The sequence below is a fragment of the Bacillus sp. KICET-3 genome (assembly GCF_033261025.1).
In the GTDB taxonomy this organism is placed as follows: domain Bacteria; phylum Bacillota; class Bacilli; order Bacillales; family Bacillaceae; genus Bacillus; species Bacillus sonorensis.
Genome location: NZ_CP137345.1, coordinates 2,159,201 through 2,184,897 on the forward strand (window position 1 = coordinate 2,159,201; position 25,697 = coordinate 2,184,897).

Sequence of the window (25,697 nt, forward strand, 5' to 3'; positions counted from 1 at the left end):
TATAATGAAATTATATAATGAGGATATAAAGAATAAATTTTTAGAAATAGTCAATGAGAAAGAGGTGCCTCAAATCCTTTCTATATTTAGAAGAGGAGCAGAGGTTGAAAAATTTTTAAAGAAAGATCTTTATGATTTTAATTCTAATGAAATCCTTGATTATTTGACACTCTTGAATAGATCTACAACTTCATCTTTATTGAGTTGCTGGTCACACATTACAAAGTATATTGATTGGGCGATTTATCAAAAAATAACTAAAGGTACTACAAACTTGTCTAGAGATTTGACAATTGAAGATGTTAAAAATTGTATAGACGAAGGAAAAAAACTTTATATTACTGCTAATGAATTCGAAGGGATTATTGACACTTTAGTCAATCATAGGGATAGAGCCATGTTTATGTTGCTGTTTGATGGAGTTCAGGGACATAGATGTAGTGAAATACGTAATTTAAAAAAAGTCGATGTTCTAAAAGCAAAAGAAAACGGAAACATCCTAACTGTGCATGATGATAAATATGGCTCAAGGGAAATCAAGGTCAGCGATGAATGTATAAACGAATGCCTTCTTGCAGCGGATGAAAATAAATATCATAACAAGAATGGAGCTTCAGAATCATCAAGAGGGAGTATGTTTACCTTAGCGGATAATGAATATGTTATTCGGAATAAAAAAACAAGCACCCAAAAAGACTTAGAGAGATCTTCTTTTAATGTTGTTGTTTATACCATGAGGACTGTACTGGCCCCAGAAGTTAATGATTATCCTTTCTTAAATCCGACAAGGATAAATAGATCGGGTGTTTTGTATGAAGGCTATAAAATATACAAGGAAAAGGGTAAGTTAGAGAAAGAGGATTATGAGCATATCATCAATAAGAGAAGTGAACGGTATGATGACTTATCTAAAAAAATATATAGTATCAAACAGTATGTAAACGAAGAAGAAATTAAAAAGTACTACGCTAAAGAACTTGGAATTAAAGACGGGATAAAAATGCGTTAATGAAATGAGCACCCAATGAAAGGGTGCCTTTTCTTTTACTAAAATTTAGATTTATAAATTCAATAAAATATCGAGTAAATTTATCGGAAAAATCCATTTAAACGAGTTTGTTCGACATAAAGAGACAAAAATAGCTATTCTCTTAAGAATTAACATATAGTAACATAGTCATACGGAGCGAAGAGGTATTAGTGAGTTGGATGAGTCATAAGTCCTTTTCGTTTAAGAATCACTTTCGGAATATTATAAATAAGATCTTTTGGCCTAGTGATTTAAGGATATAAAATTACCTCTAGAAATGTTTAGCAAAAAGAGGTATAATAAACTCACGAACAAAACAGAACATGTGTTCTGCTCCGGAAATTCATTATATAGGGGAAATGATAATGGCACAACAAAAGTATCTAAACAATTGCTTACTACAGATTGACACCTTCATTGAGAACTCAGCAGACTCAATGAAATCTTCAAAAGACAAAGCCGAATTTTTACTTGAGAAATTGCAAGAGGCTTATAAAATTGTTTTTATAAATATAGACGGGGAGGCTGAAGAGTTTGATATCTGTAACCTTGAGTATGAGGTTGAAGATACTGAAGAATGGGAAGACAGCTATATAAAGGAAACAGATGCAGCATTGAATCAAATGATTAAAATTTAAAAGGACAATCGATATGGATATATCAATTAATATTGCCTTAGAGAACATAGAGATCAAATTGAAGAGCAAAAGTCTTTCGTCTAATAAGTTTTCGGCCGTAATAGTCCTTCATGACAAAACCGAGAGCAATTTGAAATTAACAATTACCACTGAAGATTTAGTAAAGTTAAGAAATGAAATCAACGAATTCATCTTCAAGATCAGATGACAGTCAATGTCAATAGGGATGAATGAAAGTAAATATATTTAATGACTTTTCAAATCCCTATTGACTAAACATTTTCTGTATAATAAAATATAAACAAATTAAAAGTATAAAAAAAGGAGTGATGAAGATAGAGATTGTTTTACAAAAGATGAAGAAGATACTTGATTCACACAGTAGAGCACTACATGACATGAAGCAAGGGGATTTCAGACGGGCAATCGGGGATTTGCATTTTGTCATTGAAAATGCCCAGGAAGCAACATACATACTGAACGAACTCGTTGAGGAGAGGGAAGAGAATGATTGGAACATACCCGACGAAAATTTTTATGAAAGATTACAATCAAATTAGCTTAATAAAAAGAATTAGAGAAAAAGAGACAGTCGGATGGGAGTGCGCTCAACGTATTTCAAAAAGATGTGTAGAAACAGTACTACATAACTGCAATAAACGTACATATTCAAGTCGATTCGAATATTTTGTGATAATGAAGAAATCTAACATTGATTAAAAGTATGGTTGAATTATCGTTTTAAATAAAAGATGTATTTTAAACAAATTAAAAAGGGAGGATGATTATGGAGGAATTGCAGCCAAGTCAATATTTCGAAATGGTTAAGTCGAAAAAAAACAAAGTAACAGATGAAGTTCTCCAGCAATATTACGATAATTGTTTAGTGTTGTTAAACAAATATAACAGAACTAACCAAATTAAGGCAGCTAAAAAGCTGATTTTTCATCTTGAAACAATTGAAAAAGAACGCGAAATTGTGAAGCTGGGAATCGATACTTTTATTTATAGAGATGATATCGAGGAATTCATAGACAATATTGCAAAAAATACTGTTAAGATCATTGAGCTTGAAAATTACGAACGAGAGATCCCTGATGACGTGATTCATAAATATGAAAAAGTAAGCGATAAATTCGACCGATTTTACGTTGTGTTTACTGACTATACAGGGAGGATCGAAAAACAGGTGGAGAAAGAAAGGCGGGATAAAGATCCTATTCTTTTTGGAACATTTCAAGATGAATCTAGTGGTACTTTAATTGAACGGTTTTATTACATAGGTGATTGGGAAGACGAGTATTGCGATTTAACTTTGGACAAAATGATTTCTGAAGTCAAGAGATCTAAGAACAAGGATATTTCAATAACAATCAGTACTCCTCATGACATAAAGCAATTAAAAAATCAACTAAATAATATGGAGGACGGCGTTGACGGGTTTAGAATAAATCGAGAACGTAAGCTACATAAACGTTCAAGTTGGTTAAAAAAGCTTTTTGGGAATAAGCAATGAAAAGAAACGTAGATCTTACGGACAACAGGGATTTTCAGAAAATTAAACAAAGCCCCTTGAACTTGTCAGTTCATAGAGTGCTGAAAAAATCAGTTTTTCCTTGGAGTACGGAAGCACGTGTAAAGAGCGGGGATTTATCTCAATCAGAAATAATATTAACTGGGAATGCCATGCAAAGGAAGCAAAAGAGAGAGTCTAATGCATTTGATTTGAGTTGCCAATGCTGCGGTAGAAAAGACTCTTTTTATCAGACAATAACAAAGTCGACTCTTTGCAAAGTGTGTGATGAATTGTTAGAAAATGATTCTTCCAATAAGATTCCATGGTCAGGCTTTCAAAAATAATGTGTGACAGGTGATTATGTGTTCTACTTGGGAATCGCTTTATTCATTTGGTTAGCCATTGGATTTCTGGCAGGAATGAAGATGGTTTTTGTAGATCAAATTCTTGAAAGAGATATGGCAAAGGAAGCTCAAAAAGAATTAGATCAGGTGGAAACGAATGTGCTTGAATTTTTCATCGGAAACAAAATGGCTTTTATCGCGGCTATGACTTTGTTGGGGGCTGTAGTGGTTGTGGTTATGTCCAAAGAAACCATAAAGTCATGGATGAAGAATTAGTTTCAAAATAATTAAAAGGAGGGTTAGGATGTTTATTAAAAAACAAACCAAAAAGATGGTTATAGAAGTGTTTCATAATTCCTTGGATGAGATGTGGGAAACAATCAAGCGACTTGAACAAGAGGGGTGGTCTGGAAACACAAGAGTGAGCGTTGTAGGGATGCCTCTCTTTGAACTAAAATTGCGTAACGATGAGGAAGTAAAAAGGTTTAAAGAACTTTATCAAACGACTAAAGTGCAAGAACCTGAAAGGGGTTCATACTTTAATGATTGTCCATTTGTCCTCTTTACAATACATGAGCGTGAAATCAAATAAAATTGAAGTTTTAAGTTAAATACAGGAGGAGATCAGTGATTGCTGAAAAAACTAATGCCTCAGTAAAGATGTATTTAGAGGATGATATAGCAAGGTTATATAAAGATCATTTTCGATTGATAACGGGGGTAGACCTAAAAAGTAATTTGATAGAGAATAAATCATCTGTAATAAGTGCAAAAGAGATTGAGAAGTGTATACAGCTGCTACATAAGGATTATCATAACCTAGGGATTAGAATATTTGTGTTTCAAAATAAAATCCAAGCATTGCTTAATTTTTTGAACCCACTTGGAGCACCTTTTTGCTTAAAAACCATCAGAAGTATCTTTAGAAAACAACTGGTTGGTTTAAATGGGTTTGGGGTTATTCACATTTATCCATTCAATTATCCAAAAGGCTACAATCAGACTATAAAGCTCTTTATTCTCGAAACACTGTATCATGAACTTAGACACGCTTACCAAGATGAGTTTATGACTTGCGTTAAAGATTCGAAATATATAGATGGAGGTCAACCTGGCTATTTTGCACAGAAAAGCGAGCGAGATGCAAGACACTTTGCGACTAGAATGATGAATAAGTTTCATGATGATATTAATAATATTCTAGGAATAAAGTTTAAATGGGAAACTTGCTGGGGAAGATTAGAGATTTATAAATAAATTAAAATAAAAAGACTGTTTTAAAGAGAGGAGAGAGATAATGAGAGTAGGAGATAAAATCTTGCTGAAAAAAGACATTTTATTTAGAGACGGTATCGTCTTGAAAGCGGGCAGCGTTGTAGAGGTAAAAGGGGGAGGAGAGAGACGGACTCCCATTTATTAAACCAAAAGGATATCCACATGAAAGGCAGTTGCAATTTGAGGACTATGAAAAGATTACTCAATAAAAAACTGTTTTAAGGGAAAGGGTGAGAACCGATAGTCGATTTCAAAAAACTTAGTGATCCTGAATATATTAAGCAGATGGAAATTGAGAGAAAAGAACGTGAGCGGCAATTTGAAGAAAAGGAGGCTTTAAGAGAGAAAACTGTGTGTTTCACTGGTCATAGGCCGGACAAGCTAGGAGGGTATGATATGAAAAACCCTACAATGCTGAAATTGAAAGACAAGCTGCTTGAAGTCATTGAAGAACTGATTACACGAGAAAATAAAAATCGATTCATTTCTGGTGGCGCATTAGGAACTGATATAGCTGCATTTTGGTGTGTATATATGCTGAAGAAGAAATACCCCGATATTCAAAACATTGTCGCTATTCCATTCAAGAACCAAGATAAAGTTTGGTCAGATGACCAGAAGTACTGGTACAAGAGAATGCTTGAATTGGCTGATGAAATTGTGAATGTTGAGGAAATCGATAAGTATAAAACTGATGACGATAATCCAGGTGAATTTTCAGTCGCTAAAATGCTGAAACGTAATGAGTATATGGTTGATCACAGTCAAGCAATAGTGGCCGTCTATGATGGGGGTAAAGGAGGTACAGCGAACTGCTTGAATTATGCAAGGAGATGCTATTTAGGACATCAAATATGGAGGTTGTATCCTAAGTATGACTTTGAGTTAGAAATTTCATATACAGCAGGGTAAGTGAAAAATACAATTAAATTTAAAATAAAAGGAGACACGGGATGAATAAATATAAAATTGTAAATTTGGGAGGTCTGGATTGGGAAGAGCATTATGATGGCTCTTTGGATTTCAGAGAACTTATTGAAGAAGGTCTGATTGCTGTAGGTGATGTAGTTGAAGTTGAGGATAGTAGCGAATGCCCACTTCCATTAAGTAATAATCAATTTTGTGTGACGTTTAACAAAGGGGATGTTTTGTTTTTGGAAGAGCCGTTTACTTTAGAGGAGTGCAAGCTAATGTTTGGATCTGATTTTAAACAATAAAATTATATAAAAGGATTATTTTATCCAAAGAGGGGATGAAAGTATCGGTTACATCAAATACATATTGGAAACAGCATGGTTTAACTTAGTATGGTTTAAATGGCATTTGGGGGCAGATATGAAAGTGTTTGAGAATTGCAGCTGGAAAGACTATATAGATTCCAAAAGGAGGGGCAATGATGAATTACAATCTTAATGATAAGACCCTTAAAGAGATTTTTGATTTTTATTTTGAGTCCCATGGTCAGAAAGTGGAAGAAGTACAGTTTCTTGAAAACCGTGTCCTTGTAAGAACTAAAACAAAAGTCAATAAGCGTATTGATATTCCTGAATTCATACATAAAAGACCGCACAAATCAAAATATGCTATTGGATAAAACATAAATTAATTAAAAGAACAATATTAAAATGGTTTATAAGGAGATGAGGAAACTGGATAAAACAGCAGAATTATTAAATATATTGAGCATGTATCCAGAAAGAGAACTTATTTTCATGTATCCAAATGAAGGATCTGACCACCCTTACACGCTTGGTTATCCATCTAGAATTTTAATTGATTCTTATATTACATTGAATGATCGAGTATGGCTATTTAATGAAGAGAAAGACGAATTGTTTGAGGAGATTGCTGATAGTGTCGCGGAGGATTTATATACGGAATTTCCACTAACTAATGATCAATCAGCTTTTGTAGAGAAGCAAGCTAAGAAAAAAATAGAGAGTCTAGCGTGGAAAAAAGCAATAGTGGTTTATATAAAGTATTGAGGTAGTGACTGAGAAAGGATGAGGAAATGAGCGGCATTAACACTAAATTTTCATACAAACAGCTGTACACATTAAAACACGCTTTATTGGAGTATATGCAACGTAAAGGTATAACAAATGATGACTTTAAAAGCGAACAGGATTTGTTACTAAAAATTAACTGCCAAATTGAAGAAATGAAGGAACGTTACAATATTTAGATAGGAGAAGTGGGTGAACTTTTGAAACTAACAAAAGATAAAATTATTTTGACGGAAAAAGCAAAAGAAATTTTTGGTGATGTCGTGGAGTCTGCATTTATAAATAAGCCTTCTTATGTGTCCACTCATTCATTTGAAGAGCTTTATAATGCATTGAAAAAAAATGAAGAAAGGCAAAAAGGTGAGTTGTTACCCGAGGACTGGTTTCCTATCATTGTGAAATTAATTAATGGAAAATCCTTTGAAATTTGGTCTTCTGATAGAGGGGGAGGCGTTTCTTCTATCTTAGAAGAAGAGGTGACACAGTAAGGAATACGCGGACGGAGCCGGGAAGGAGAAGCGATATGAATTACACAGAATGCCCGGAATGCGGGAATAAGCAGATTATCGAGTATGGAGAGGATACTTTTCGATATGAACGCTCTGCGAGGACAGGCAAGTTATTGCGGAGGTCACTTGGTGAAGGCGTCTGGTGCGCTTTCAAATGCCGTTGCGGTTGGGATAGCTATAAGGAACAGTTTGAAGTGGATGAAGATGACGAGGGGGAGAAAAGATGAAGTTGACACAAGAACACATCAAAATTATGAAGGATATTTGGGAGAAGGAATAAATGACAAAAACTAACGAAAAAATTCACGTATTGGCTGACGAATCACTTGGCGGAATCAAACGCGAGTATGTAGAGGTCAATAGGAAGGCGAAACTGGGTGAGAAGATCGTAATTGTCGATGCAGACCCAGGTTATGGAGATCATTATTCAAATGAGGATATATTTACGGTCGAGCTCTACACGGGTTATGGTAGTGGCGTAGCAACAGAATGCGGTCATCTTGTTGGTAATAACGAATACCGTACACTCGAACCGACCAACGTCGTCCACATTGACGGGGAGCGCTACGAAATGGTCGACCGCAAGGCGGAAGTATGCGAGAAGGTTATTCATATGAACAACGGTAAATCGGGAGGAAGGGTAAGGGAGGTTACTAATGTGGGCGTTGGCACGATCGATGTAATCGAATACGAACGTCCAGACGGAGACATCACGTGCGGATTTTCCCATGGATGTTACCGTGTCCTTGTTCCATTGTCTAAAGAAAATAAATACCAAGAATTCAAAAATAAGAAAAGGGGATACAAAGAAGTAAAAAACTTTATACATAATGAATTAGGTATAACGAAAGAGGACATTCAAGAAATGATTCGCATTGCAGTATCAAATGAAGTTAAAAAAGCAGCAGAGTCAGGGGAATTTCAGTCATTTATAAGTTCAAAAATTGACTCACTTATAGAAGAGGGATTTGGAGATGAGGGAAGGTTGCTCTACGGCTTTAAAGAAAGAGTGTCTCAAACAGTATCAAATGAGGTAGGCAAACGAATTGCAAATAACCTGAACATAAGTGTGGAGCTGAAAAGTCAATAAAATCGTCATTTTAAACAAATTAAAAGATAGTTTTCATCAAATGGAAGGAGGATTATATGGGATTAAATGTAACACATGGCGCCTTTATTGGAGCACACTCGGCGTTTAATAATCTTAGAAGGTTTTTATTAAGGTCAATTGGAGGTAGTTGGCCGCCTCATGACAATAAAAAATTTAAGGATGGCTATTGGTATTTTGGTAAAGGTTATTCCAAAAACGCATAAGGGGCTAACTGAGTTTTTCGGTCATTCAGATTGTGATGGTGAAATTAGTCCTGAAATGTGTAAAATTGTTGCGGATGAATTAGAAGCCATCTTGCCATATGTAGAAGAGTTGGCAAAAAAGAAATGTCTCATGGTCATATATTACGTGATTGTGGATACATAGAGTGCACAAAACAGTTTATTGCTGGCTGCAGACTAGCACATGAATTAAATGAACCATTAGAGTTTAGATAAAAGCATGTTTTTAACGAGGTGGGAGGTATTATGTGGGAGATATCCAGTTTTTAAAAGAGTTGCAAGAAGAATTGAGGACGCAAGAAAACGACGGTCAAGCTGCACCACGATTTTGGACAGTCGGTGATTATGAATGGGTCGAAGCTCGGGAGGAGAACGCAGAGCGCTATTCTGTATACCTGCCAAATGTTGCAGAATCATATGTTTTAGATGATTATCTAGAAGAAATAAAAAAAGATAGTGGGCTGTCTAAAGAATGCCTAACTGAGCTGAAAAAAATTGGGGGCGACTATGACGAAACTATTGAGTGGATTCGAAAATACATTGACGAAGAAGCAGAGCTAATTCCAGAAAGAAAGGTTCACATTATACAACCAAATACAATGTTTTTAACCAAAAAAGAAGCAAAGAGTCACATCAAATCGAATAAGCATCATTACACTTCAAAAGCTCATACTTATGCTATGACAGCTTGGAGAGCGCCTAAAGTGGAACGACTATTGAAGATATTAGAAACATTTGATTGGGATTCAATTAAGATCAAATAGTTATTTTATTATGAAGGAGGAATTGTGTGTTTATCATTCAAAACATCGAAACGGAATTCTATTTGAAACATAATGGGAGCGAGTCATTAGAACACCCCTATATCGAAGTGGCCTGTCCGGGAGATGCAGAAGCTTTCAGTTCATTGAAACACGCAAAATATGCAGTTACATGGTATTGCGATATGTTTAAAAAATGGAGAATTATCGATGTATACGAAGGTAAATCGTATGTGAAGAATAAAATTTTTGAATTTGTTTTAGAAGAAGCTATGTAACGGAGAGTATTAATCTCTCCAGGAATTAAATGAGGGGATACGAAGTTTGCCATTTTTAGTCTTAAAACGGTGCTTCACATTACATAATAAAGGCTTAATGAATACATAATCGTCATTTTCATATTCTATTTGTTTGATAGAGTGGAAGTATTTGCGTTCATCGAATGGCATAAATTCCATGAACCCGGCAGATAAACCGTCAGGGTAACTGAGAAGAAACTTGATATCTTCCTTAGTGTATCCAGTAATGAGCACGTCAGTGTACTGATAATTTATAACCTTGATCCAGTTTTCCGATCTCTTGTTGATCTCGTAAGGGGAGTTTGCTTTCTTAAGCACGATTCCTTCAAGGTTCTTTTCTTTAGCCATTTCAAAATAGGCTTTTCCTTTGCCTTGTACTCCTTCAATCACAAAGATATTTGGATGGTTAAGATTTAGTGATCTAAGGAATTCCTTGCGTTTAAAAAGTGGATTTGAAGCTATTGATATTTCATTTAATCTTATGACATCGAACACGCAATAAACAATTTGATGAGAAGATTTGCTTGATTGAAAACGTTCCATAACAGATTCAAAATCGGGCAACCCATCAGAATTGGTAACGATAATTTCCCCATCTAAGACTGTCCCTTCGGGAATATCAATATCATGCAGCTCAGGGAATTTATTGGTGACTTCATTATTATGGCGCGTGTAGAGCTTAATCTTACCATCTTGCTTAGATAGAATGATTCGTATTCCATCAAATTTAAGCTCAGCAATATAGTTTTCATCATCAAATGGCTCTTTGGCTGAATCAAGCAGCATTGGAGCTATAAACAAAAAACCACCTCCATTTAAACATCTTATCTAAGGAGAGATGTTATTTAAAGCAAAATGCTGATGGTACTTAATGGATTAAAAGGAGGGATGTAATGTACCAAACATCAGTGCAGCTTAAAGATGTGAAAGTATTGATTAGGGGAATCTGGACAAAGAAGAAATTCACTGAAATAGAACGTGGCGAGACGTTTATGATCGAGGAAGATGGAGTTTTAAAAAAGTACATAGCAAGAACAAAACCATATTGGGATAAGGAATTTGAAGCTTTTGTTGTTGATGTGATGGATAAAAACAAATTGAGAAGAGGGATTAGATGAGAAGTAATGTTGAAATTAATGAATTGATTCAAGACCGATTATTCAACGGTTACAAGAAGAGGAAAATCACTCCAGATGAATGCTTTGAGCTTTTAGGGGATATTGTGGCCGATGAATTGGCTTTTGATAATGATGGGAAAGTGGTTAATCTTAAAAACTTTGCGGGAGAAATGAGTTTAGCATTGCAGGTAGTTGAGAAGCTACAAAAAGGTTATGGACTAAATTTTTATTTATCAAGAGAACACGATTTTATCGGTCTGGAAGATTGGTGTGCTGCTTTTGACGAGTATGAAGCTTGGGCAGAAAAACCAGAGAAAGCAACATGCTTAGCGGCATTAAAAGCACTGAAAATTAGATAAAACAGAAATTTTATACAAATTAAAAGTAAGTAAACAAGGCGGGACAGAGGATACAGCAGTCGGATACAGGGAAAAACAGATTGAACAATGGATTGAGGATGACGGGAGGTAAGGGGGAAATGCGAGTCTATGTTGTTATGGCTAATAACGAATTAATGTCTATATGCGGAGATGAACAAACGGCTAAATGGGAAAAGGAAATGATTGAGTTGGGCGGGGAACAAAAGGTAGTAATCAAAGAATGCGGAGTTGTCTCCTATGATGAAGATTATCACAATGCAAATAAAAAATAGATTGAACAATGGTTACAAGATGACGGGAGGTAAGAGAAATGGAAATTATCAAGATTCGTTACACATTCAGACATAAAGGCAGCGGCAACATTGAAATGAAATGGTACAGCATCGGGCAATTGGAAGAAAGGGCAGCCGCCAAACTGTCCCCGGTATTTTCAGATGAATATGAACTAATCAGCCGGGATTTATTCACTGGATTGAAGGACAAAAACGGCCGCATGATCTACGATAGGGATATTTGGGATATTGGCAGAAGGTTTCAAGTTGAATTTGAGGAAGATCGGTGCGGGTATTTCCCCTTTGCTAATGATGGAGGTTGCGGTTGTTGCGCTGATGAAGTTTATCAACCTTATGAAGGGGACATAATCGGCAATATCTACGAAAATCCTAATCTATTGGAGGCGGCGGAAGAATGAAAATGCAAGTGACTTTATCACCTGAAGAAGTGAAACAAATAATTAAAAACAATTTAGAAAAGAAGTTTGGTAATGTCGGCGAGGTCACACTTGAAGTCGACCGGGAATTGAGAGGGCATTATACAAACGAACATTACGAAACTGTTTTCAAAGGTGCCAAATGCGAAGTGGAGGCGGCGGAATGACGTGGATTGACTTAGTGAGAAAGTATTTCCCTGATGCAAATGATAAGCAGTGCGATTTTATTTTGTGGGAAAAGACTGCTTTTCCTTTAGTGCCTGTGGAAACTGTTGAAAAGCAGTTGCAGGAGTATCAAATGATGATGTTTGCAGATAGAAGGAGTAACCGGATCAATAAGGAGGCGGCGGCGGAATAATGGGAATTTACATTCCTTTTCGTGCAGATTTAGGAACTATTGAATTTAACGGGCGATTTCACCCGATTGTAAGAATAGATGGATACCACTACGGAAAACGAGTATTTACTTATAAAGATGAAGAAGGTTATAAGGAATTGACATTCCATCCGCCAGAAAAATCATTGCTTCGGCAGGCGACGGAATGAGTTACAGAGCGGGCAATGGAGGAATGATTACATAACTTCTGAATAAAAACAATCTTTTATAGGATTCATAAACTAATTAAAAATAAAAAGGAGAAGTAAAATGTCAGTAGAACAACTATGCGGAGGACAATGTACAGAAGAAACAATTGAATTGGTTAGAAGGCAATTACTGCAGCAGCAAAGTGCCTTACTCACTCAATTGGCAAATATTGAGGCTAAGATTAGACGTCTGACAGATTTACTGCAATTAGAAAATGATAGCCTTGAAAAGGTTAAATGTGAATTAGAAAAGGTTCAGTGCGAGCTGAAGGAATTGGACTGCTTGGAGAAAGCATTGTATGAAGAGGAGTTTTAAACAATAAAGCAGGCTTAGAGCCTGCTTTATATCTACTACTTCAGTACCTTCTTAATCATTTTGTTCATTTTTTTCATATGCATTAAATTCGCAGCAAGTTCTTCTCTTTCTTTGTCGGTCATGATATGTCCGCCCTTAAGATTCTATATTCTGAGTACGATCAGGCTTTTTAGGGAAAATACATTCTAATAAAAGAAAAAATAAAGTTAATCCTAATGATAATTTAAAGTTGTCGCTACTCCCAATTGAACACAAGATACCCACTATATAAATAAATAAAAACCTAAACAATGAGGCAAATATAAACTTGAAAAAGTTATCTCCAATGAGGTGCCTTCCAACAGCCACAAAAATATTATCAAAAGTAAAAGAATAAACAACCATACACACACTCATAATAACAATCTGATTGAATCCTATTTCTAATTCAAAGAAGCTTACAAGTACATTTGCTGATCCTGTTGCAAATAAGATTATCCCCATTATGACTGCAGTAGGAATTAGTGATAAAACCAAAGCTCCTATTACTGTAGATAATAAAAATTTTTCATTTGTGTTTTTTTCTGCAGCTTCTTTCTTTTCTCCTCTGTACATAAAAATAAAAAAGACGATGAGAAACAAAAGATAAATTGATAACGTCATAACAAGCAGATTCATGGTGATCTCTCCTTACCTAATTAAAACAAAAGAGTGAAGGTTATAAGCCTCACTCTTTTGTTTTAATGTATAGTTATAGCAAAAAGAACACAACAACCTTCGCAATTAACTGTGCATCAGCTAATGGAATTCCAGCTTTCACTAATGCCACAGTAACGGCTGTTTCTCCGAAATTTGTAAGTTCATCTATAACGTCCGCGGCTTTGTGTCCCCACTTAGAACAAGCATCTCCAGCTTTTTGAGCCCATTTATATGGGATCTTTTTAATAAGGGTTCCTAAAGCGGGACCACCAACCCTAAGTGCTTTTACTAATATTTGTTTAGCGAAAGGAATACCCTGTGTATGTACTTTAGAATTTGCAGCTACAGGAGTCTCAAGCTTTGACTGGATTTTAGCAATATCGGTTTTCATATTTGAAGCTAAAGGAGCCTGTATGCTATTTTGAACTACAGGTACTTTTTTACTTTCCGCTGCACTTGCATAGCCAGGAGAAACAACTGATACAGCCAGCACAGCTAACGTGAACACCATGATAAATGAAATAAGTTTTTTCTTCATTTCTTTACTCCTCCTTTAATAACCATTAATTTAATATATTGCTAACTATATTAAATATTTGGATAAAAATCAATATATTCCCTAAGAAATTTTTGGTTATAAAAGAAAGGACAAAAATTGAATTTGATCTAAAAACATATAGTCCACTATTTTGTTATTATACGAGACATAACTTATTTCAAAAAGAACCTAAAGTCTCATTGGGGATACCCATTTCATTACCGTGAAGAAGATTCAATAAAACTGTCATTTTAACGGGAAGTTAATTAACGGTGGGGGAGTGATAGCAAGAGTATCCCTGTATATGTGTATTTTAGTGAGTAGATAAGAAAAAGCCCATAAGGGCTTTTTCTAAGGTTGGGATATTAATTAATGCCATCAATATCGAGATTTTCCATGTCAAGATTTAGGGCTTTCAATTGTTTCATTAAAACTTCAAATTTTAAGCACTCCCCATTTTTTAAATCTTCTGGAATTTCTTCAGGATGAGCAATTTTCATCCCAGCCTCGATCCATTGTTTTCGATACAATTGAAATGCAGCCTCAATTAAATGATCTGGAGTTACAATAAAGCCTAAACTCACATCATGATCTTCACTGTAGCCAAATTCAAAATTGCAACATGGACAAATTTCAAATGTTTTTTGATACTCGCCATTATCTAAAAGTTTTTCATTTAATCCTTTATATCCGCATACTAGACAGGAATATAATTCTTTTTCCAATATTGATCCCCCATTTATTATTTTATTTAATTATTGCCGTTTATAATATTCATAACCAGCTTTTTTATTTGGATGTTTTGGCTTGAAATATGTAATAATCACATCTTTATCCTTTTGTCGTTCTACTGCTAAAAATTCATTGGTCTTTTTATTATACTTATAGTAACGATATTTACCATTGAATTTTTTCTTGCTCCTTTTTTGGAGAACTGTTTTGCTAGTAGCTTTCCCTAAAAATGTTCGTGCTTTATTCAAATATTGAGATTTGGAGATATTACCGAACTCTTTTTTGTGCTTTTTGTAATGAGAATCTAATTTCGACATATTTACTTTTCGTACAGCTTTTGACGCTGAGGTTTTTTTACCATATTTTTTCGTTGCTTTTTTGACACTGGATTTTCCAAATTTCTTAATAGCTTGTTTAATGCCAATACGTGCAACAGTAATAGCAATTACAACTAAAGGATACCATGAAGCTTTAACTTCAGCAGTATTTACTTTAAATTGTTCTCCTGTTTCAGTGTCAGTTAAAGTTGCAATAAAATCTCCATCATCATTTATATCTTGTAATTCCACTTCAAAATCGCCCTGAAAAAGTGTACCATTATCATCTTTTGCTTCTGCGGAAACAATTATGTCACTAGTATCTAAATTTAATTCTAATTCACCATCAACCGATAAATCATCTGTTTCAATCTTTGTTTGAATAGTTGCTTCATTACCATCGACTTGGCTTTCTAATGCAACATCATTACCATTGACAGACTCACCAAAGAAATCTTCTGTTTCAGATTCTATTTGCTCCTTATTAATTACATCTTCATAATTGTTTTCTGTTTGGTTTGTTGTTGCAGAGGAAAAACTCGTCCCTACGTTATAAAATACAAAAACAGTTAACAAAAAGCTAATAAAATATTTCAATTTAATTCTCCTTTTTTTTAGTCATATTGTGTTAACCCGTAACCATAGTCTTCTTTCCTTCCTAAATCTTTTGCTGTGCTCTTTAAATAATTCAAGACATCTTTCCTTTCATACTCTGGATTTTTCGATAGGATATTTGATACTATACCTGTGACAAAAGCTGTTGCAAAGGATGTGCCATCAACGGTTTCTAATTTGCCTGAATGAGTCAAAACAGGAATTTGAACGCCAGGTGCAACAAAATCAACCTTGCCTTTAGCTGCAAATTTATCTCTTCTTAGGTTTTTATCGACAGAAGAAACAGATATGACATTTTGATATTTTGCTGGATAATCTGCTGAAAGACCTAATGTATTCCCAGCAGAAGCGATAACTATAATATTTTTCTCGATTGCTTTGTCAATAGCATGTTTTAACTTTTTGTCATCTTTTTGAAAACCAAAGCTAAGATTAATGATGTCAACATCCTGCTTGATACTCCAATCGATTCCGTTAATTACATCATCAATGTCACCACCTCCTTTATCGTTAAGTACCTTTACATCAAATAATTTCACATTAGGTGATACGCCATGAACTGTTCGTTTATTAGCAGGAGCCAATAAGATACTGGCTATAGCAGTACCATGACCTAAAGAATCTGTGGTAGTAGGCTTATTGTTTATAGCATCATATGAAATTATTGAACTATTCTTAAAAAATGATAGAGAACTATTGACTCCACTATCCAATAATGCTACCTTTACAGGTTCTTTAGGTGAATTCAATTTGACTTTTTCATTTGGGAAAACAGCACAAAGTGCCCAATTTTTTTCACAGTCGCTTTTTGAAAAAGAAATTTGGGAGCTGTTATTAGTGCAACTAGCAAGTAATATTAACAAAATCAAAGTAAAAACAACGTTTTTCAATCTAATAACCTCTTTCAATTACCTTTTCCACCATAATTTAACTAATACAAGAAAATAATATAATATTTCCATTGTCAAGTAAAGATGGGAATATATAATTCTTAATCTTAGAAAAATTAAATATATAATAATAGAAGGTAATGTTAACTGTTAACCTGATAATAAAAAAATTTTTAATTTGCATTTACATAAACAAATTAAAAGGATATAATGTAATTATCCTGTTGAGAGAGAGGTGAGAAAATGAAGATGTTAAAAGTTACAAACGATGCTTTAAATTACTACAGGAAAAGCGTCAAGGGGAATAAAAACATAACAGAAGAACAGGCAAGAGCGAAGCTTACACGAAATGTAAAACTGGTTCAAGCTGAAACACCGGAGCGTGTTCTAAGAATTGGGCTCTTTTCAAAGGTTTATATGTACCATGATCTCCATATAACGGTGAGGAATGGGAAGGTTATTAAAATTGTAAACCATAAGAGACCAAGATTTTCGAAGAAAAGATACATAGAATTATCGAAAGCTTTAGGCATCAAAGACATAAAGTATTACAGAAAGCATTGCATAGCCAGGTAGCGTACATAAACATGTTCTGAGGTAACTGATAAAATATTCTCTTGTTGAATTTGCTGAGATCGGTTTGAATAATCAGGTTTTTGGCAACGTCTATGTTGGATTTGATGTAGCCTTAGTAATTTCAAAATTTCTTGATTTAAAAAAACAAAATGCAAAAGCACATATTAAGAACTCGCATAACGGAGAGTATTTTGATTCATTTTTTATAATCTAATTAAAAATATACACATAATAAAGGAGAGTTGCTGGATGGCAGAAAATCAAACAGTATTGCGTGAAGCAGAAAACAAAGTAGTTTTAGAAGGATTACTTCTAGAAGTGCGCCACAATGAATGGAAAAATGGAGAGGGGCTAAATATTGAATTAGACATTGAAACAGCTCCAAATGAAGTACATACAGTCACTGGAATGTCCAAGTATAAAAAAGAAGATGGATCAGACAATGGGATTGCTAAAGGCTACAAAACAATCATTAACGACTATAAGTCTGTAGCTACTCATGGCAAAGAAGAAGCTGACAGAGTTCGAGTAACACAAGGAAGAATTGGGTTGAATGAATATTTTGTCCAAGATAATTTAAAATCGTACCCGCAATTGTCAACTAATTTTGTTAACCGTTTAAAGTCGGATGAAGAATATAATCCGAGAGCAGAATTTGAAGTCGAATTTTTTGTAAAAGGCGTTAAAGAAGAAAAAATTAAAGGCGAAGAAACGGGCAGAGTCCTATTGGAAGGGTACATCCCTCTGTATGGTGGAAAGATTATTCCTTTTACGTTTGCGGTTACAAAAGAGGGGTCTGATTACGTAGAGAACAATTATGAAAAAGGCAGCAGTGTAAAAGTATTTGGAAACATCATCAATTTCAAAGAAAAGAAGGTGACTCTTCAACAAGCTGCCTTTGGTAAAGACAAACAAAACATTACATATAATACAAAGCGCGAATTTTTAATTACAGGTGGCTTTGAGCCGTATGACGAAGACGATAAAGCAGCTTTTGACGCTGAAGCGATTAAAGCGGATTGACTGAAAGAGAGCTTTACTTAGAGCAAATGAAGAATGACAGTAAGAAAAATAATAAAAACGAGAAGAAAACAGGTTTCGGAGGAAAAGCAAGCACAAGCGCTTCTAAATCGATTTCTAAAGATGGTCTACCATTTTAATAATTAATGACAATCGAGAAAACGTTAATAAATCAATTAAAAGGAGAAGTGTTTATGGCATTAGATATTTTTAACCCTCAGATTTCCGTAGTAGCAAAAGGACTTGAAGGTAAAGTTATTACGATATATGGATCTAACAACTTAGGAAAAACAAAACAGAGTACCAGAATGAAAAAACCACTTTACCTTCCATTTGAAAAAGGATTAAACGCAATTGCTGGAGTCCCTTTCATGCCGATTAATAGCTGGGGAGATTTCAAAAAAGTGAACAAGCAGCTTACAAAAAATCCTGAAAAGGCTAAAGAAGTTTATCAAACCATAATTGTTGATGAAGTAGATGCTTTTTCAAAGTATGCAACGAGATATGTATGTGACCAATATGATGTTGGTCGAATTAAGGATGGGAACGATGGATTCGGTTTATGGAAAGAGTATGAAACGGAAGTCTGGGAGGAAATTAACAAGCTCTTAAATGTAGGATTCACTGTAGTCTTTATTGCTCACGCAACGGAAGATAAGGATGGAAAAATCATTCCTAAAGGTGATAAGCGAGTGCTTGCACCAGTCATCGATAATAGCGATATCGTCTTATTCCTGAGCTCAAATGGTGTGGATGAAGATAATAAAGTAATTAAATCTAGTGCTTGGTTAGCTGAAACTGAGAAGTTCTTTGCTCGAAGCCGTTTTGATTATATTGATACATATATTGAAGAGTTTACTGCTGAAAATCTAGAAAAGGCAGTTGTTGAAGCAATTAAACGACAAGAAGAAGCAGAGGGAATTCAAGCCGTTACATATGAAGAACAGAAACAAAAGAACTTATCAGAAAAACTAGACTATGATCAACTAATGGAGCAGATTATTGAAATTGGGTCAAAGCTAAACGAAGAAGGCAGACTTGAAGAAGTTAATGAAGTAACTGAAAAACATCTCGGACAAGGGGCTAGGGTGACTGAATGCACTAAAAAACAAACGGATATAATGTCTGTTATTTTAGACGATCTTAGAGACCTTCTTGAAAACTAAAGTGGGGGAGTTTATCTCCCTCTTTATTTAGAGGTGAGTATATGGCACGTCGTGTTAAATGTCCATACTGTGAAAATTATTTAGACAAGGATGATGCAATCCCTTATAAAAAAAGATATTATCACAAGCAATGTTTTGAAACATGGAAGATGGAAGCAGAACATCGGAAAGAGTTAATCAAATACATATGTGAACTATATAAAATAGAAGCTCCAACAGGGATGATGCTTAAGCAAATTAAAGAATTTCAAGAGGAGTATAAATATAAATTAAAAGGGATTGAATTAGCATTAAGGTACTTTCATGAAACCTTGGGTAATCCAGTTCGTGAAGGTGATGGTTTGGGAATAGTTCCATTCATTTATGAAGAAGCGAAAAAAGACTACCTTCAGAAAAAGGCCATTGAAGAATCAGTGAAAAGCGCAATAAATCAAAAACAGAGAGAGAGAATTGTTGTAATAAAAAAACAAAGCAGAAGAAATACAAAAATTGTTGATATATCTACTTTGTAGAAAGGGGAGTTCATTTGTTACAAGACAAGAAAGCAATTATTCAAGTGTTAGGCAGCATCTTAAAGGAACCTTCGCTTTTATCGGACAGCAACAAATACCAAATTACAGCAAGTGATTTCCCTGAACGTTTTCACTCAATTCTTTTCTTTGCGATGTATAACTTATTTCATCAAGGAACAGAAGTCATTAACGAAATTGAAATTGATGGATATCTTAGAGATTACGATATACAATACAAAATTTTCAATGAAAACAATGGACATGAGTATATCGAACAAATTCAAAAATTGGCTGTTGTTGAAAACTTTGATTACTACTACAACAGGTTGAAAAAATTTAGCCTTCTCAGAGAGATGGTCGGTCTAGGATTCAATATTGATGAGATATATGATGAATCAATAATTGATCCCAAAGATCAAGAAATAATGAAGGAAAAATTTGATAAGACATCAATTGAAGACATTCTCTCTTTTTATGAAATGAAAATCGTTGAAATTAAAGAAAAGTTCAGTACAAATTCTGACAGTATCGGAATTCAAGGTGGGGAAGGAATAGACGAGCTTCTCAAGCGACTTGAACAATCACCGGATATTGGGGTTCCAATGAATAGTGAGATGTTAACGTCTATTTTTCGTGGATCTAGGAAAAAGAAATTTTATTTAAGATCGAGTATGACTGGCGGAGGGAAAACCCGTAATATGGTGGCCGACGCTTGCAGGCTAAGTGCAGATCAACTTTATGATTTAAAAGAAAATAAATGGGTTAAAAATGATTTTCAGGAAAAGTCGGTAGTCATTTCAACTGAAATGATCTCTGAAGAGCTGCAAAGTTTAGCTTTAGCTTATATCAGCGGGGTTGAGGAGAAAAATATACTGAGAAACACCACAACAGAGAGTGAAAAAGCGCGAGTAAAAAAAGCTGCTGAGGTGTTGAAAAAATCACCCATTTGGTTTGAGCATTTGCCTGATTTCAATATCAAAGAAATAGAAAGAACTATTGAAAAAAACGTCATAAGAAATGCAGTTGAATATGTTTATTTTGATTATATTCATTCATCTGTAACAATCTTCGCTGAAATGAGTAAGAAAAGTGGAGTTAACCTTAGAGAAGATCAAATACTATTGCTCATGTCAGATAAGTTGAAGGCACTTTGCAACAAATACGATATCTATATGATGAGTGCAACACAGTTAAATGGTGAGTGGAAAGACGCTTGGCTAAGAGGGCTTCAAATTGATGCTACTTATTTAAGAGGAAGTAAAGCGATCGCAGATAAAACTGACGCTGCAATGATTGTTTTGCCATTAAGCAAGAAAGAAAAAGAAGCGGTTGATGTTATTTTGAAATCTGGATTCTATCCGGAGCCAAACTTCGTAACTCATGTATTTAAAAATAGAGGGAACGAACATGATAAAGTTAAAGTCTTTTCACATATCAACATGGGGAACATGAGAATAAAAGATTGCTTTGTTACTAATGTTGATAATGAATTGATTCAAATTGAAAAATTAATTATTAAAGCAGGGTAGCGGGGTGTAAAGCCCTTTGAGATACGACAAAGATCAAGTTAAAGAAAGTTTATCAATTGAAGACATACATAAGATTTTAAGGGAACTTGGTAGCGAAACATATCAAACTGATAGCAACGGAAATCCAATCTATAGAACAGTATGTCACAATAAAACAAACGGGAGTTTTAAACTTTATTACTATCATGAGGCACAACAGTTTCACTGTTATACAGAATGTGGCGATACTTTTGATATTTATGAACTGGTTATCCGATCTAAAAAACAGCAAGGTATTTCCCTAACGTTTACACAAGCGATTGAGTTTGTGGTTAAAGTATCAGGTAAAAACTTTGGATTTGGTTTTCTATCTTCAACCCCAAAGGAACACATAGTAGATGATTGGGATTGGATTACTAAATTTAAAACACGGAAAAAAATTGATACTACGCTGCCAGCCTATAGTGAGACAGTTCTAGATGTTTTTATGAAATATCCTCATGAAGCGTGGCTAAACGAAGGAATTAGTTATGAAACCATAATGGAATTCGAGATCGGATATTATTTTCGAAATCGAGAGGAAGGCATAGTGATTCCTCACAGAGACATTAATGGGAGATTAATTGGCATACGCAGACGTTCAATGATCCAAGAAGATATTGACAATGGCCGAAAGTATATGCCGTTAACCGTCGGGAATACAATGTATAATCACCAAACAATGATGAACCTTTATGGATTACATAAAACAAAAAAAGCAATTAAACGCTTGAAAAAGGCGATGATTTTCGAATCAGAAAAATCAGTATTAAAATGTCAAGATTTCTATGGGGATTTGAATTTCACCTGCGCTGTTTGTTCAAATAATATTTCAAATTTCCATAGAGACATTCTTCTTTCCTTGGATGTGCAAGAAGTGTTTATTGCTTTAGATAAATTTAGAGGGATTAAGGAAGGTGAAAGCAACGAAAAGTACAAAGAAAACCTAAAAAATTATGAAGAAAAAATATTGAATTTAGCAGCAAAATTTTCGCCATTTATGCGTGTATATGTTCTTTGGGATACTAAAGGGTTACTTGATTATAAAGACAGCCCAGCAGACAAAGGAAAAGAAATTCTAGAGGAGTTGATGAGAAATAAAATTGAAATTGGAACAAGAGAAGGTGAATAGTTTTTGAAATATAATTTAATTGGTAATAATGATTTTTGTTTTTCTCCTCTAAAAACCATACTAAAGAACAGAGGGATTGAAGACGTTGAAAGCTTTTTAAATTTATCAGAGGACGTAGTCAATCATTATTCTGACTTAGAAAATATTGATGAAGCAGCAGAATGCCTAATAAAGCACCTCAGAAACCAGGCTAGAATTTTTATTCAGGTGGATAGCGATGTTGATGGAGTTACTTCAAGCTCTATTATTATTAACTACATAAAGAGACTCTTCCCCGAAGCTAATGTTGAATGGAGAATACATGAAGGGAAACAGCACGGGATAATTTTAGAAACTATTCCTGAAGGCGTTGATCTTGTATTAATACCCGATGCAGGCTCTAATCAATATGAAGAGCATTATGTCCTTAGACAAAAAGGGATTGATGTTATAGTAATTGATCACCATGAATGTGATAAGGAGTCCGAAAATGCTATCGTGGTAAATAATCAGCTTTCGCCAAAGTATAAAAATAAAGCTTTAACTGGAGCGGGAATGGCTTATAAGCTGTGCCAAGCCTTAGATGATAAACTTGGGAAAAATGAAGCAAAACGATTTATAGATCTTGTGTCTGTCGGGAACATTGCGGATTCGGCAGACTCAAGGGAGCCAGAGACACGATACTATATGAATCAAGGGCTCAAAAAGGTAAGGAATCCTTTGATTAGAGAGCTCTTCATAAAACAAGAATACTCAACCAAAGGGAAAAAGAACATACAGAGCACACAGTTCTATATCAATCCATTAATTAATGCAGCTATTCGAATAGGTTCCCAAGAAGAGAAGCATCAGATGATGAGATCGCTGCTTGAATCTAATGAAGAAGTATACTACAAAAAGCGAGGAAAAGATGAGGGCGAACTGGTATCGATTCATTGGGATACAGCAAGAATACTGGGGAATATTAAGCAACGCCAAAAAAAATTAGTTGACAGTGCGGTATTGGAAATCGAGAAGCGGATTGAAGAAAAAGGACTTTTAAAAAATAAGGTCTTGATAGTTTATATTGAAGGTATCTTAGACAAGAACTTGGCTGGGCTTGTTGCGAACCAATTAGCAAGTGAATACAAGAGACCAGTTTTATTGGCTAGGGAACTTGAAGATGGAACTCTAGGGGGATCAGGAAGGGGATACGACAAAGGGGCAGTAAAAAATTTCAAACGGCTTTTAGAGGAAACAGGTAAATTCGAGTTTGTAGAGGGACATGCTGAGGCATTTGGATTCAGCATTGCACCAGAGAATTTAATCCAGGTCAATGATATTCTAAATCATAAATTAAAAGATATTGTGATTAATCAAAATGAATATGAAGTTGACTTTGAGATCGCTGCGAGCAATCTCACTAAACGATTTATAAAGCTAATTAATAGTTACCAAGACTATTGGGGATATAAAGTCGAAGAACCGCTACTTGCCATTACCGATATTGAAATAAATAAAGAGGATATTTGTCATATTGGCAAAAAAACAAAAAACACTGTCAAGTTCAAGGTTGGCGGTATTGAGTACATAAGATTTAAAAGCGATGAAGAATTCTATGAATCTCTCGTTAATAGAGGAGATCGATTGGTTCTTACTGTAATCGGAAAAGCCAAAGTAAATGAATACAAGGGTAAAGAAACACCTCAGATTGAAATCGAAGAGATGGAGGTGGTAAAAACAAAGAAAAAAGCACTTGTTTTTTAGATAGGGGGGATTGCTGTGATTGGATGTCATTGTCATACATGTAAAAGTAACATCAGGCTGCTGGATTCCACAAATTCAGTTAAGGGCTTACTTGAAACTGCTTTGGAAATGAATTATAAAGGACTCGCTATTACAGACCATGAAGTTCTGTCAGCACATCTAGAAGCAATACAAACTGTTAGAAGCATGAAAAAAGAGGGGAAAATGCCTCAAGATTTTAAACTTATCCTTGGTAATGAAGCATATCTGGTTGATTCCTTAGAAGAAGTAAGAGACAACTACCAGCCAGGTAAAACAAAATTTCCTCACTTTTTAATGTTGGCCGTTGATCCTAAAGGTCATGAGCAATTACGAATTTTATCTTCTAAAGCATGGGAAAACTCGTTTTATACTGGAACAATGGAAAGGGTGCCAACTGTAAAACGGGATGTCGAAGAACTTCTTAAGAAAGATCCTGGACACATAATTGCAACCACGGCCTGTCTAGGTTCAGAAGTAAATATCTACTTACAGAAGATCATGGAAATCGAAAAGGGCGATGGAGATCCTGATCTAATCAAAGAATATAAATTAAAAATACATCAGTTCATCACATGGTGTATTGATGTGTTTGGGAAAGACAAATTTTTTATAGAGCTACAACCAGCTTTGAGCGAGGAACAAATTTATTGTAATAAAAAGTTGATTCAGATAGCAGATGGTTATGGTTTAAAAAGAATTGTAACCACTGATGCTCACTATTTAAGACCAGAAGACAGAGCCATACACCAAGCATTCTTAAATGCCAAAGATGGGGAAAGAGAAGTCGACTCATTTTATGAAGCTTGTTTTGTGCAGAATATAGATGAGATCCATGAAAGAATGAATTATATTGATAAAGAGATTGTTGAAGAAGCAATTCAAAACACTCTTTTAATTGGCGAGATGATAGAAGATTATACGATTGAGCACGAGCCCATTATTCCTAAAATGGAACTGCCTAACTTTGAACTTAGGCATTTGTTTAAACCAGCCTATGAGAAGTATGAATACATTAAAAAGATGTCAGAGTCGGAGGAGGAGCAAGACAGATACTTACTAAAGCTTATTGAAGACGGGTTTGAAGCCAAATTATTAAAAGACGACCTAACCAGAGATGGATTCCATAAAATTTTATTCAGGATTAATGTTGAATTGGGTGAGCTTTGGGAGATCAGCCAAAAGCTAAACCAATCTATGGCCTCTTATTACATAACTGTAAGGGAAATCATTAATATCATTTGGGATGATGAATGCGGTGGAGACAGTTTAGTTGGTGCTGCAAGAGGAAGCGCGGCGGGATTCTTAATCAATTACTTGCTTGACAATACACAAATTAATCCAATGCAATATGATTTACCACATTGGAGGCATATTCATAAATCAAGGCCAGATTGTCAATCTTAACTTACC

General features: G+C 34.8%; 40 protein-coding genes and 2 pseudogenes. 36 read left to right on the top strand and 6 right to left on the bottom strand.

Annotation, left to right across the window (positions count from 1 at the left end):
* The first annotated feature begins 4 nt into the window (after positions 1 to 4).
* The 20 genes from R5H20_RS10735 to R5H20_RS10830 all read left to right on the top strand — a co-directional run bounded on the left by R5H20_RS10735 (position 5) and on the right by R5H20_RS10830 (position 9,689).
* Positions 5 to 1,009: a phage lytic cycle repressor MrpR family protein gene (locus R5H20_RS10735; protein WP_088272909.1), complete on the top strand. Its 1,005-nt coding sequence runs from the start codon at positions 5 to 7 to the stop codon at positions 1,007 to 1,009.
* 386 nt (positions 1,010 to 1,395) lie between these two features.
* Positions 1,396 to 1,668, top strand: coding sequence for a YopT family protein (locus tag R5H20_RS10740; protein WP_088272908.1), 273 nt, complete (start codon positions 1,396 to 1,398; stop codon positions 1,666 to 1,668).
* Between the two features lie 329 nt (positions 1,669 to 1,997).
* Complete coding sequence (locus tag R5H20_RS10745; RefSeq protein WP_224254496.1) at positions 1,998 to 2,228, top strand: hypothetical protein; 231 nt, start codon at positions 1,998 to 2,000, stop codon at positions 2,226 to 2,228.
* 227 nt (positions 2,229 to 2,455) lie between these two features.
* Positions 2,456 to 3,184, top strand: coding sequence for a hypothetical protein (locus R5H20_RS10750; protein WP_088272906.1), 729 nt, complete (start codon positions 2,456 to 2,458; stop codon positions 3,182 to 3,184).
* Positions 3,181 to 3,528, top strand: coding sequence for a hypothetical protein (locus R5H20_RS10755; RefSeq protein ID WP_088272905.1), 348 nt, complete (start codon positions 3,181 to 3,183; stop codon positions 3,526 to 3,528). Before R5H20_RS10750 ends, R5H20_RS10755 begins: the two co-directional genes overlap by 4 nt.
* Before the next feature lie 27 nt (positions 3,529 to 3,555).
* Positions 3,556 to 3,804, top strand: coding sequence for a hypothetical protein (locus R5H20_RS10760; protein WP_088272904.1), 249 nt, complete (start codon positions 3,556 to 3,558; stop codon positions 3,802 to 3,804).
* A gap of 28 nt (positions 3,805 to 3,832) precedes the next feature.
* Positions 3,833 to 4,120 (top strand): hypothetical protein, encoded by a 288-nt coding sequence (locus tag R5H20_RS10765; protein ID WP_088272903.1) that lies wholly within the window; start codon positions 3,833 to 3,835, stop codon positions 4,118 to 4,120.
* A gap of 35 nt (positions 4,121 to 4,155) precedes the next feature.
* A complete protein-coding gene (locus R5H20_RS10770; protein ID WP_088272902.1) occupies positions 4,156 to 4,785 on the top strand; it encodes a DUF3920 family protein in 630 nt (209 codons plus the stop codon).
* A gap of 40 nt (positions 4,786 to 4,825) precedes the next feature.
* A complete protein-coding gene (locus R5H20_RS10775; protein WP_263441275.1) occupies positions 4,826 to 4,948 on the top strand; it encodes a hypothetical protein in 123 nt (40 codons plus the stop codon).
* A 140-nt stretch (positions 4,949 to 5,088) separates the two neighbouring features.
* Positions 5,089 to 5,715, top strand: a complete 627-nt coding sequence (locus R5H20_RS10780) for an SLOG family protein (RefSeq protein ID WP_088272901.1) — start codon at positions 5,089 to 5,091, stop codon at positions 5,713 to 5,715.
* A gap of 41 nt (positions 5,716 to 5,756) precedes the next feature.
* Entirely contained in the window at positions 5,757 to 6,020 is a 264-nt protein-coding gene (locus R5H20_RS10785) for a hypothetical protein (protein ID WP_088272900.1), read from the top strand.
* A gap of 179 nt (positions 6,021 to 6,199) precedes the next feature.
* Positions 6,200 to 6,397: a hypothetical protein gene (locus tag R5H20_RS10790; RefSeq protein WP_006640555.1), complete on the top strand. Its 198-nt coding sequence runs from the start codon at positions 6,200 to 6,202 to the stop codon at positions 6,395 to 6,397.
* Between the two features lie 46 nt (positions 6,398 to 6,443).
* Positions 6,444 to 6,788 (top strand): hypothetical protein, encoded by a 345-nt coding sequence (locus R5H20_RS10795; RefSeq protein ID WP_031314806.1) that lies wholly within the window; start codon positions 6,444 to 6,446, stop codon positions 6,786 to 6,788.
* Positions 6,789 to 6,814: 26 nt separating this feature from the next.
* Entirely contained in the window at positions 6,815 to 6,988 is a 174-nt protein-coding gene (locus R5H20_RS10800) for a hypothetical protein (protein WP_040348866.1), read from the top strand.
* Between the two features lie 21 nt (positions 6,989 to 7,009).
* Positions 7,010 to 7,297 (top strand): hypothetical protein, encoded by a 288-nt coding sequence (locus R5H20_RS10805; RefSeq protein WP_006640553.1) that lies wholly within the window; start codon positions 7,010 to 7,012, stop codon positions 7,295 to 7,297.
* 150 nt (positions 7,298 to 7,447) lie between these two features.
* The gene (locus R5H20_RS10810; RefSeq protein ID WP_157678844.1) at positions 7,448 to 7,612 is read left to right on the top strand and encodes a hypothetical protein; all 165 of its coding nucleotides are present in this window, start codon (positions 7,448 to 7,450) and stop codon (positions 7,610 to 7,612) included.
* Positions 7,599 to 8,408, top strand: a complete 810-nt coding sequence (locus tag R5H20_RS10815) for a hypothetical protein (RefSeq protein ID WP_006640551.1) — start codon at positions 7,599 to 7,601, stop codon at positions 8,406 to 8,408. The genes R5H20_RS10810 and R5H20_RS10815 overlap by 14 nt, the downstream gene beginning before the upstream one ends.
* A 159-nt stretch (positions 8,409 to 8,567) precedes the next feature.
* Positions 8,568 to 8,795: a hypothetical protein gene (locus R5H20_RS10820; protein WP_006640550.1), complete on the top strand. Its 228-nt coding sequence runs from the start codon at positions 8,568 to 8,570 to the stop codon at positions 8,793 to 8,795.
* Positions 8,796 to 8,898: 103 nt separating this feature from the next.
* Positions 8,899 to 9,414, top strand: a complete 516-nt coding sequence (locus tag R5H20_RS10825) for a hypothetical protein (RefSeq protein WP_006640549.1) — start codon at positions 8,899 to 8,901, stop codon at positions 9,412 to 9,414.
* 26 nt (positions 9,415 to 9,440) lie between these two features.
* The gene (locus R5H20_RS10830; RefSeq protein ID WP_006640548.1) at positions 9,441 to 9,689 is read left to right on the top strand and encodes a hypothetical protein; all 249 of its coding nucleotides are present in this window, start codon (positions 9,441 to 9,443) and stop codon (positions 9,687 to 9,689) included.
* A 9-nt stretch (positions 9,690 to 9,698) separates the two neighbouring features.
* On the opposite strand, the gene R5H20_RS10835 is transcribed toward R5H20_RS10830, so the two are convergent.
* Positions 9,699 to 10,511 carry an ATP-dependent DNA ligase gene (locus tag R5H20_RS10835; protein WP_006640547.1) on the bottom strand — a complete coding sequence of 271 codons (813 nt, stop codon included), beginning with the start codon at positions 10,509 to 10,511 and terminating at the stop codon, positions 9,699 to 9,701.
* A gap of 92 nt (positions 10,512 to 10,603) precedes the next feature.
* Between R5H20_RS10835 and R5H20_RS10840 the strand changes: the two genes are divergently transcribed.
* From R5H20_RS10840 to R5H20_RS10875, 8 genes are all read left to right on the top strand, one after another.
* A complete protein-coding gene (locus tag R5H20_RS10840; protein ID WP_006640546.1) occupies positions 10,604 to 10,828 on the top strand; it encodes a hypothetical protein in 225 nt (74 codons plus the stop codon).
* Positions 10,825 to 11,187, top strand: a complete 363-nt coding sequence (locus tag R5H20_RS10845) for a BC1872 family protein (RefSeq protein WP_006640545.1) — start codon at positions 10,825 to 10,827, stop codon at positions 11,185 to 11,187. Before R5H20_RS10840 ends, R5H20_RS10845 begins: the two co-directional genes overlap by 4 nt.
* Before the next feature lie 119 nt (positions 11,188 to 11,306).
* Positions 11,307 to 11,480 carry a hypothetical protein gene (locus R5H20_RS10850; protein ID WP_157678843.1) on the top strand — a complete coding sequence of 58 codons (174 nt, stop codon included), beginning with the start codon at positions 11,307 to 11,309 and terminating at the stop codon, positions 11,478 to 11,480.
* Between the two features lie 38 nt (positions 11,481 to 11,518).
* Positions 11,519 to 11,899 carry a YopX family protein gene (locus R5H20_RS10855; protein WP_088272899.1) on the top strand — a complete coding sequence of 127 codons (381 nt, stop codon included), beginning with the start codon at positions 11,519 to 11,521 and terminating at the stop codon, positions 11,897 to 11,899.
* The gene (locus R5H20_RS10860) at positions 11,896 to 12,084 is read left to right on the top strand and encodes a hypothetical protein (protein ID WP_009330082.1); all 189 of its coding nucleotides are present in this window, start codon (positions 11,896 to 11,898) and stop codon (positions 12,082 to 12,084) included. The genes R5H20_RS10855 and R5H20_RS10860 overlap by 4 nt, the downstream gene beginning before the upstream one ends.
* Positions 12,081 to 12,275 carry a hypothetical protein gene (locus R5H20_RS10865; RefSeq protein ID WP_088272898.1) on the top strand — a complete coding sequence of 65 codons (195 nt, stop codon included), beginning with the start codon at positions 12,081 to 12,083 and terminating at the stop codon, positions 12,273 to 12,275. The genes R5H20_RS10860 and R5H20_RS10865 overlap by 4 nt, the downstream gene beginning before the upstream one ends.
* Positions 12,275 to 12,463 carry a hypothetical protein gene (locus R5H20_RS10870; protein WP_006640539.1) on the top strand — a complete coding sequence of 63 codons (189 nt, stop codon included), beginning with the start codon at positions 12,275 to 12,277 and terminating at the stop codon, positions 12,461 to 12,463. Before R5H20_RS10865 ends, R5H20_RS10870 begins: the two co-directional genes overlap by 1 nt.
* A gap of 100 nt (positions 12,464 to 12,563) precedes the next feature.
* Positions 12,564 to 12,818: a hypothetical protein gene (locus R5H20_RS10875; protein ID WP_006640538.1), complete on the top strand. Its 255-nt coding sequence runs from the start codon at positions 12,564 to 12,566 to the stop codon at positions 12,816 to 12,818.
* A 135-nt stretch (positions 12,819 to 12,953) separates the two neighbouring features.
* Here R5H20_RS10875 and R5H20_RS10880 read toward each other — a convergent pair whose 3' ends face one another.
* The 5 genes from R5H20_RS10880 to R5H20_RS10900 all read right to left on the bottom strand — a co-directional run bounded on the left by R5H20_RS10880 (position 12,954) and on the right by R5H20_RS10900 (position 16,588).
* The gene (locus R5H20_RS10880) at positions 12,954 to 13,475 is read right to left on the bottom strand and encodes a hypothetical protein (protein ID WP_006640537.1); all 522 of its coding nucleotides are present in this window, start codon (positions 13,473 to 13,475) and stop codon (positions 12,954 to 12,956) included.
* Between the two features lie 73 nt (positions 13,476 to 13,548).
* Positions 13,549 to 14,034: a hypothetical protein gene (locus R5H20_RS10885; protein WP_006640536.1), complete on the bottom strand. Its 486-nt coding sequence runs from the start codon at positions 14,032 to 14,034 to the stop codon at positions 13,549 to 13,551.
* Between the two features lie 365 nt (positions 14,035 to 14,399).
* Positions 14,400 to 14,759, bottom strand: coding sequence for a hypothetical protein (locus tag R5H20_RS10890; protein WP_006640535.1), 360 nt, complete (start codon positions 14,757 to 14,759; stop codon positions 14,400 to 14,402).
* Between the two features lie 30 nt (positions 14,760 to 14,789).
* Complete coding sequence (locus tag R5H20_RS10895) at positions 14,790 to 15,680, bottom strand: SAR2788 family putative toxin (protein ID WP_088272897.1); 891 nt, start codon at positions 15,678 to 15,680, stop codon at positions 14,790 to 14,792.
* 17 nt (positions 15,681 to 15,697) lie between these two features.
* Positions 15,698 to 16,588 carry a S8 family peptidase gene (locus tag R5H20_RS10900; protein ID WP_157678842.1) on the bottom strand — a complete coding sequence of 297 codons (891 nt, stop codon included), beginning with the start codon at positions 16,586 to 16,588 and terminating at the stop codon, positions 15,698 to 15,700.
* Between the two features lie 243 nt (positions 16,589 to 16,831).
* Between R5H20_RS10900 and R5H20_RS10905 the strand changes: the two genes are divergently transcribed.
* The 8 genes and pseudogenes from R5H20_RS10905 to R5H20_RS10940 all read left to right on the top strand — a co-directional run.
* On the top strand, positions 16,832 to 17,164 hold the full coding sequence (locus R5H20_RS10905) for a hypothetical protein (RefSeq protein WP_088272895.1): 333 nt from the start codon (positions 16,832 to 16,834) through the stop codon (positions 17,162 to 17,164).
* 249 nt (positions 17,165 to 17,413) lie between these two features.
* A pseudogene (locus tag R5H20_RS10910) lies at positions 17,414 to 18,324 on the top strand (hypothetical protein).
* Between the two features lie 54 nt (positions 18,325 to 18,378).
* Positions 18,379 to 19,350, top strand: a complete 972-nt coding sequence (locus R5H20_RS10915) for an ATP-binding protein (RefSeq protein ID WP_088272893.1) — start codon at positions 18,379 to 18,381, stop codon at positions 19,348 to 19,350.
* 41 nt (positions 19,351 to 19,391) lie between these two features.
* A complete protein-coding gene (locus R5H20_RS10920; RefSeq protein WP_046132620.1) occupies positions 19,392 to 19,862 on the top strand; it encodes a hypothetical protein in 471 nt (156 codons plus the stop codon).
* A gap of 14 nt (positions 19,863 to 19,876) precedes the next feature.
* Positions 19,877 to 21,391, top strand: a complete 1,515-nt coding sequence (locus tag R5H20_RS10925) for a replicative DNA helicase (RefSeq protein ID WP_088272892.1) — start codon at positions 19,877 to 19,879, stop codon at positions 21,389 to 21,391.
* A gap of 16 nt (positions 21,392 to 21,407) precedes the next feature.
* Complete coding sequence (locus R5H20_RS10930; RefSeq protein ID WP_046132618.1) at positions 21,408 to 22,541, top strand: hypothetical protein; 1,134 nt, start codon at positions 21,408 to 21,410, stop codon at positions 22,539 to 22,541.
* Between the two features lie 3 nt (positions 22,542 to 22,544).
* Positions 22,545 to 24,266, top strand: coding sequence for a single-stranded-DNA-specific exonuclease RecJ (gene recJ / locus R5H20_RS10935; protein ID WP_046132617.1), 1,722 nt, complete (start codon positions 22,545 to 22,547; stop codon positions 24,264 to 24,266).
* A 15-nt stretch (positions 24,267 to 24,281) separates the two neighbouring features.
* Positions 24,282 to 25,679, top strand: a pseudogene (locus R5H20_RS10940) (PHP domain-containing protein); the annotation flags it as partial.
* Between the last annotated feature and the right edge of the window lie 18 nt (positions 25,680 to 25,697).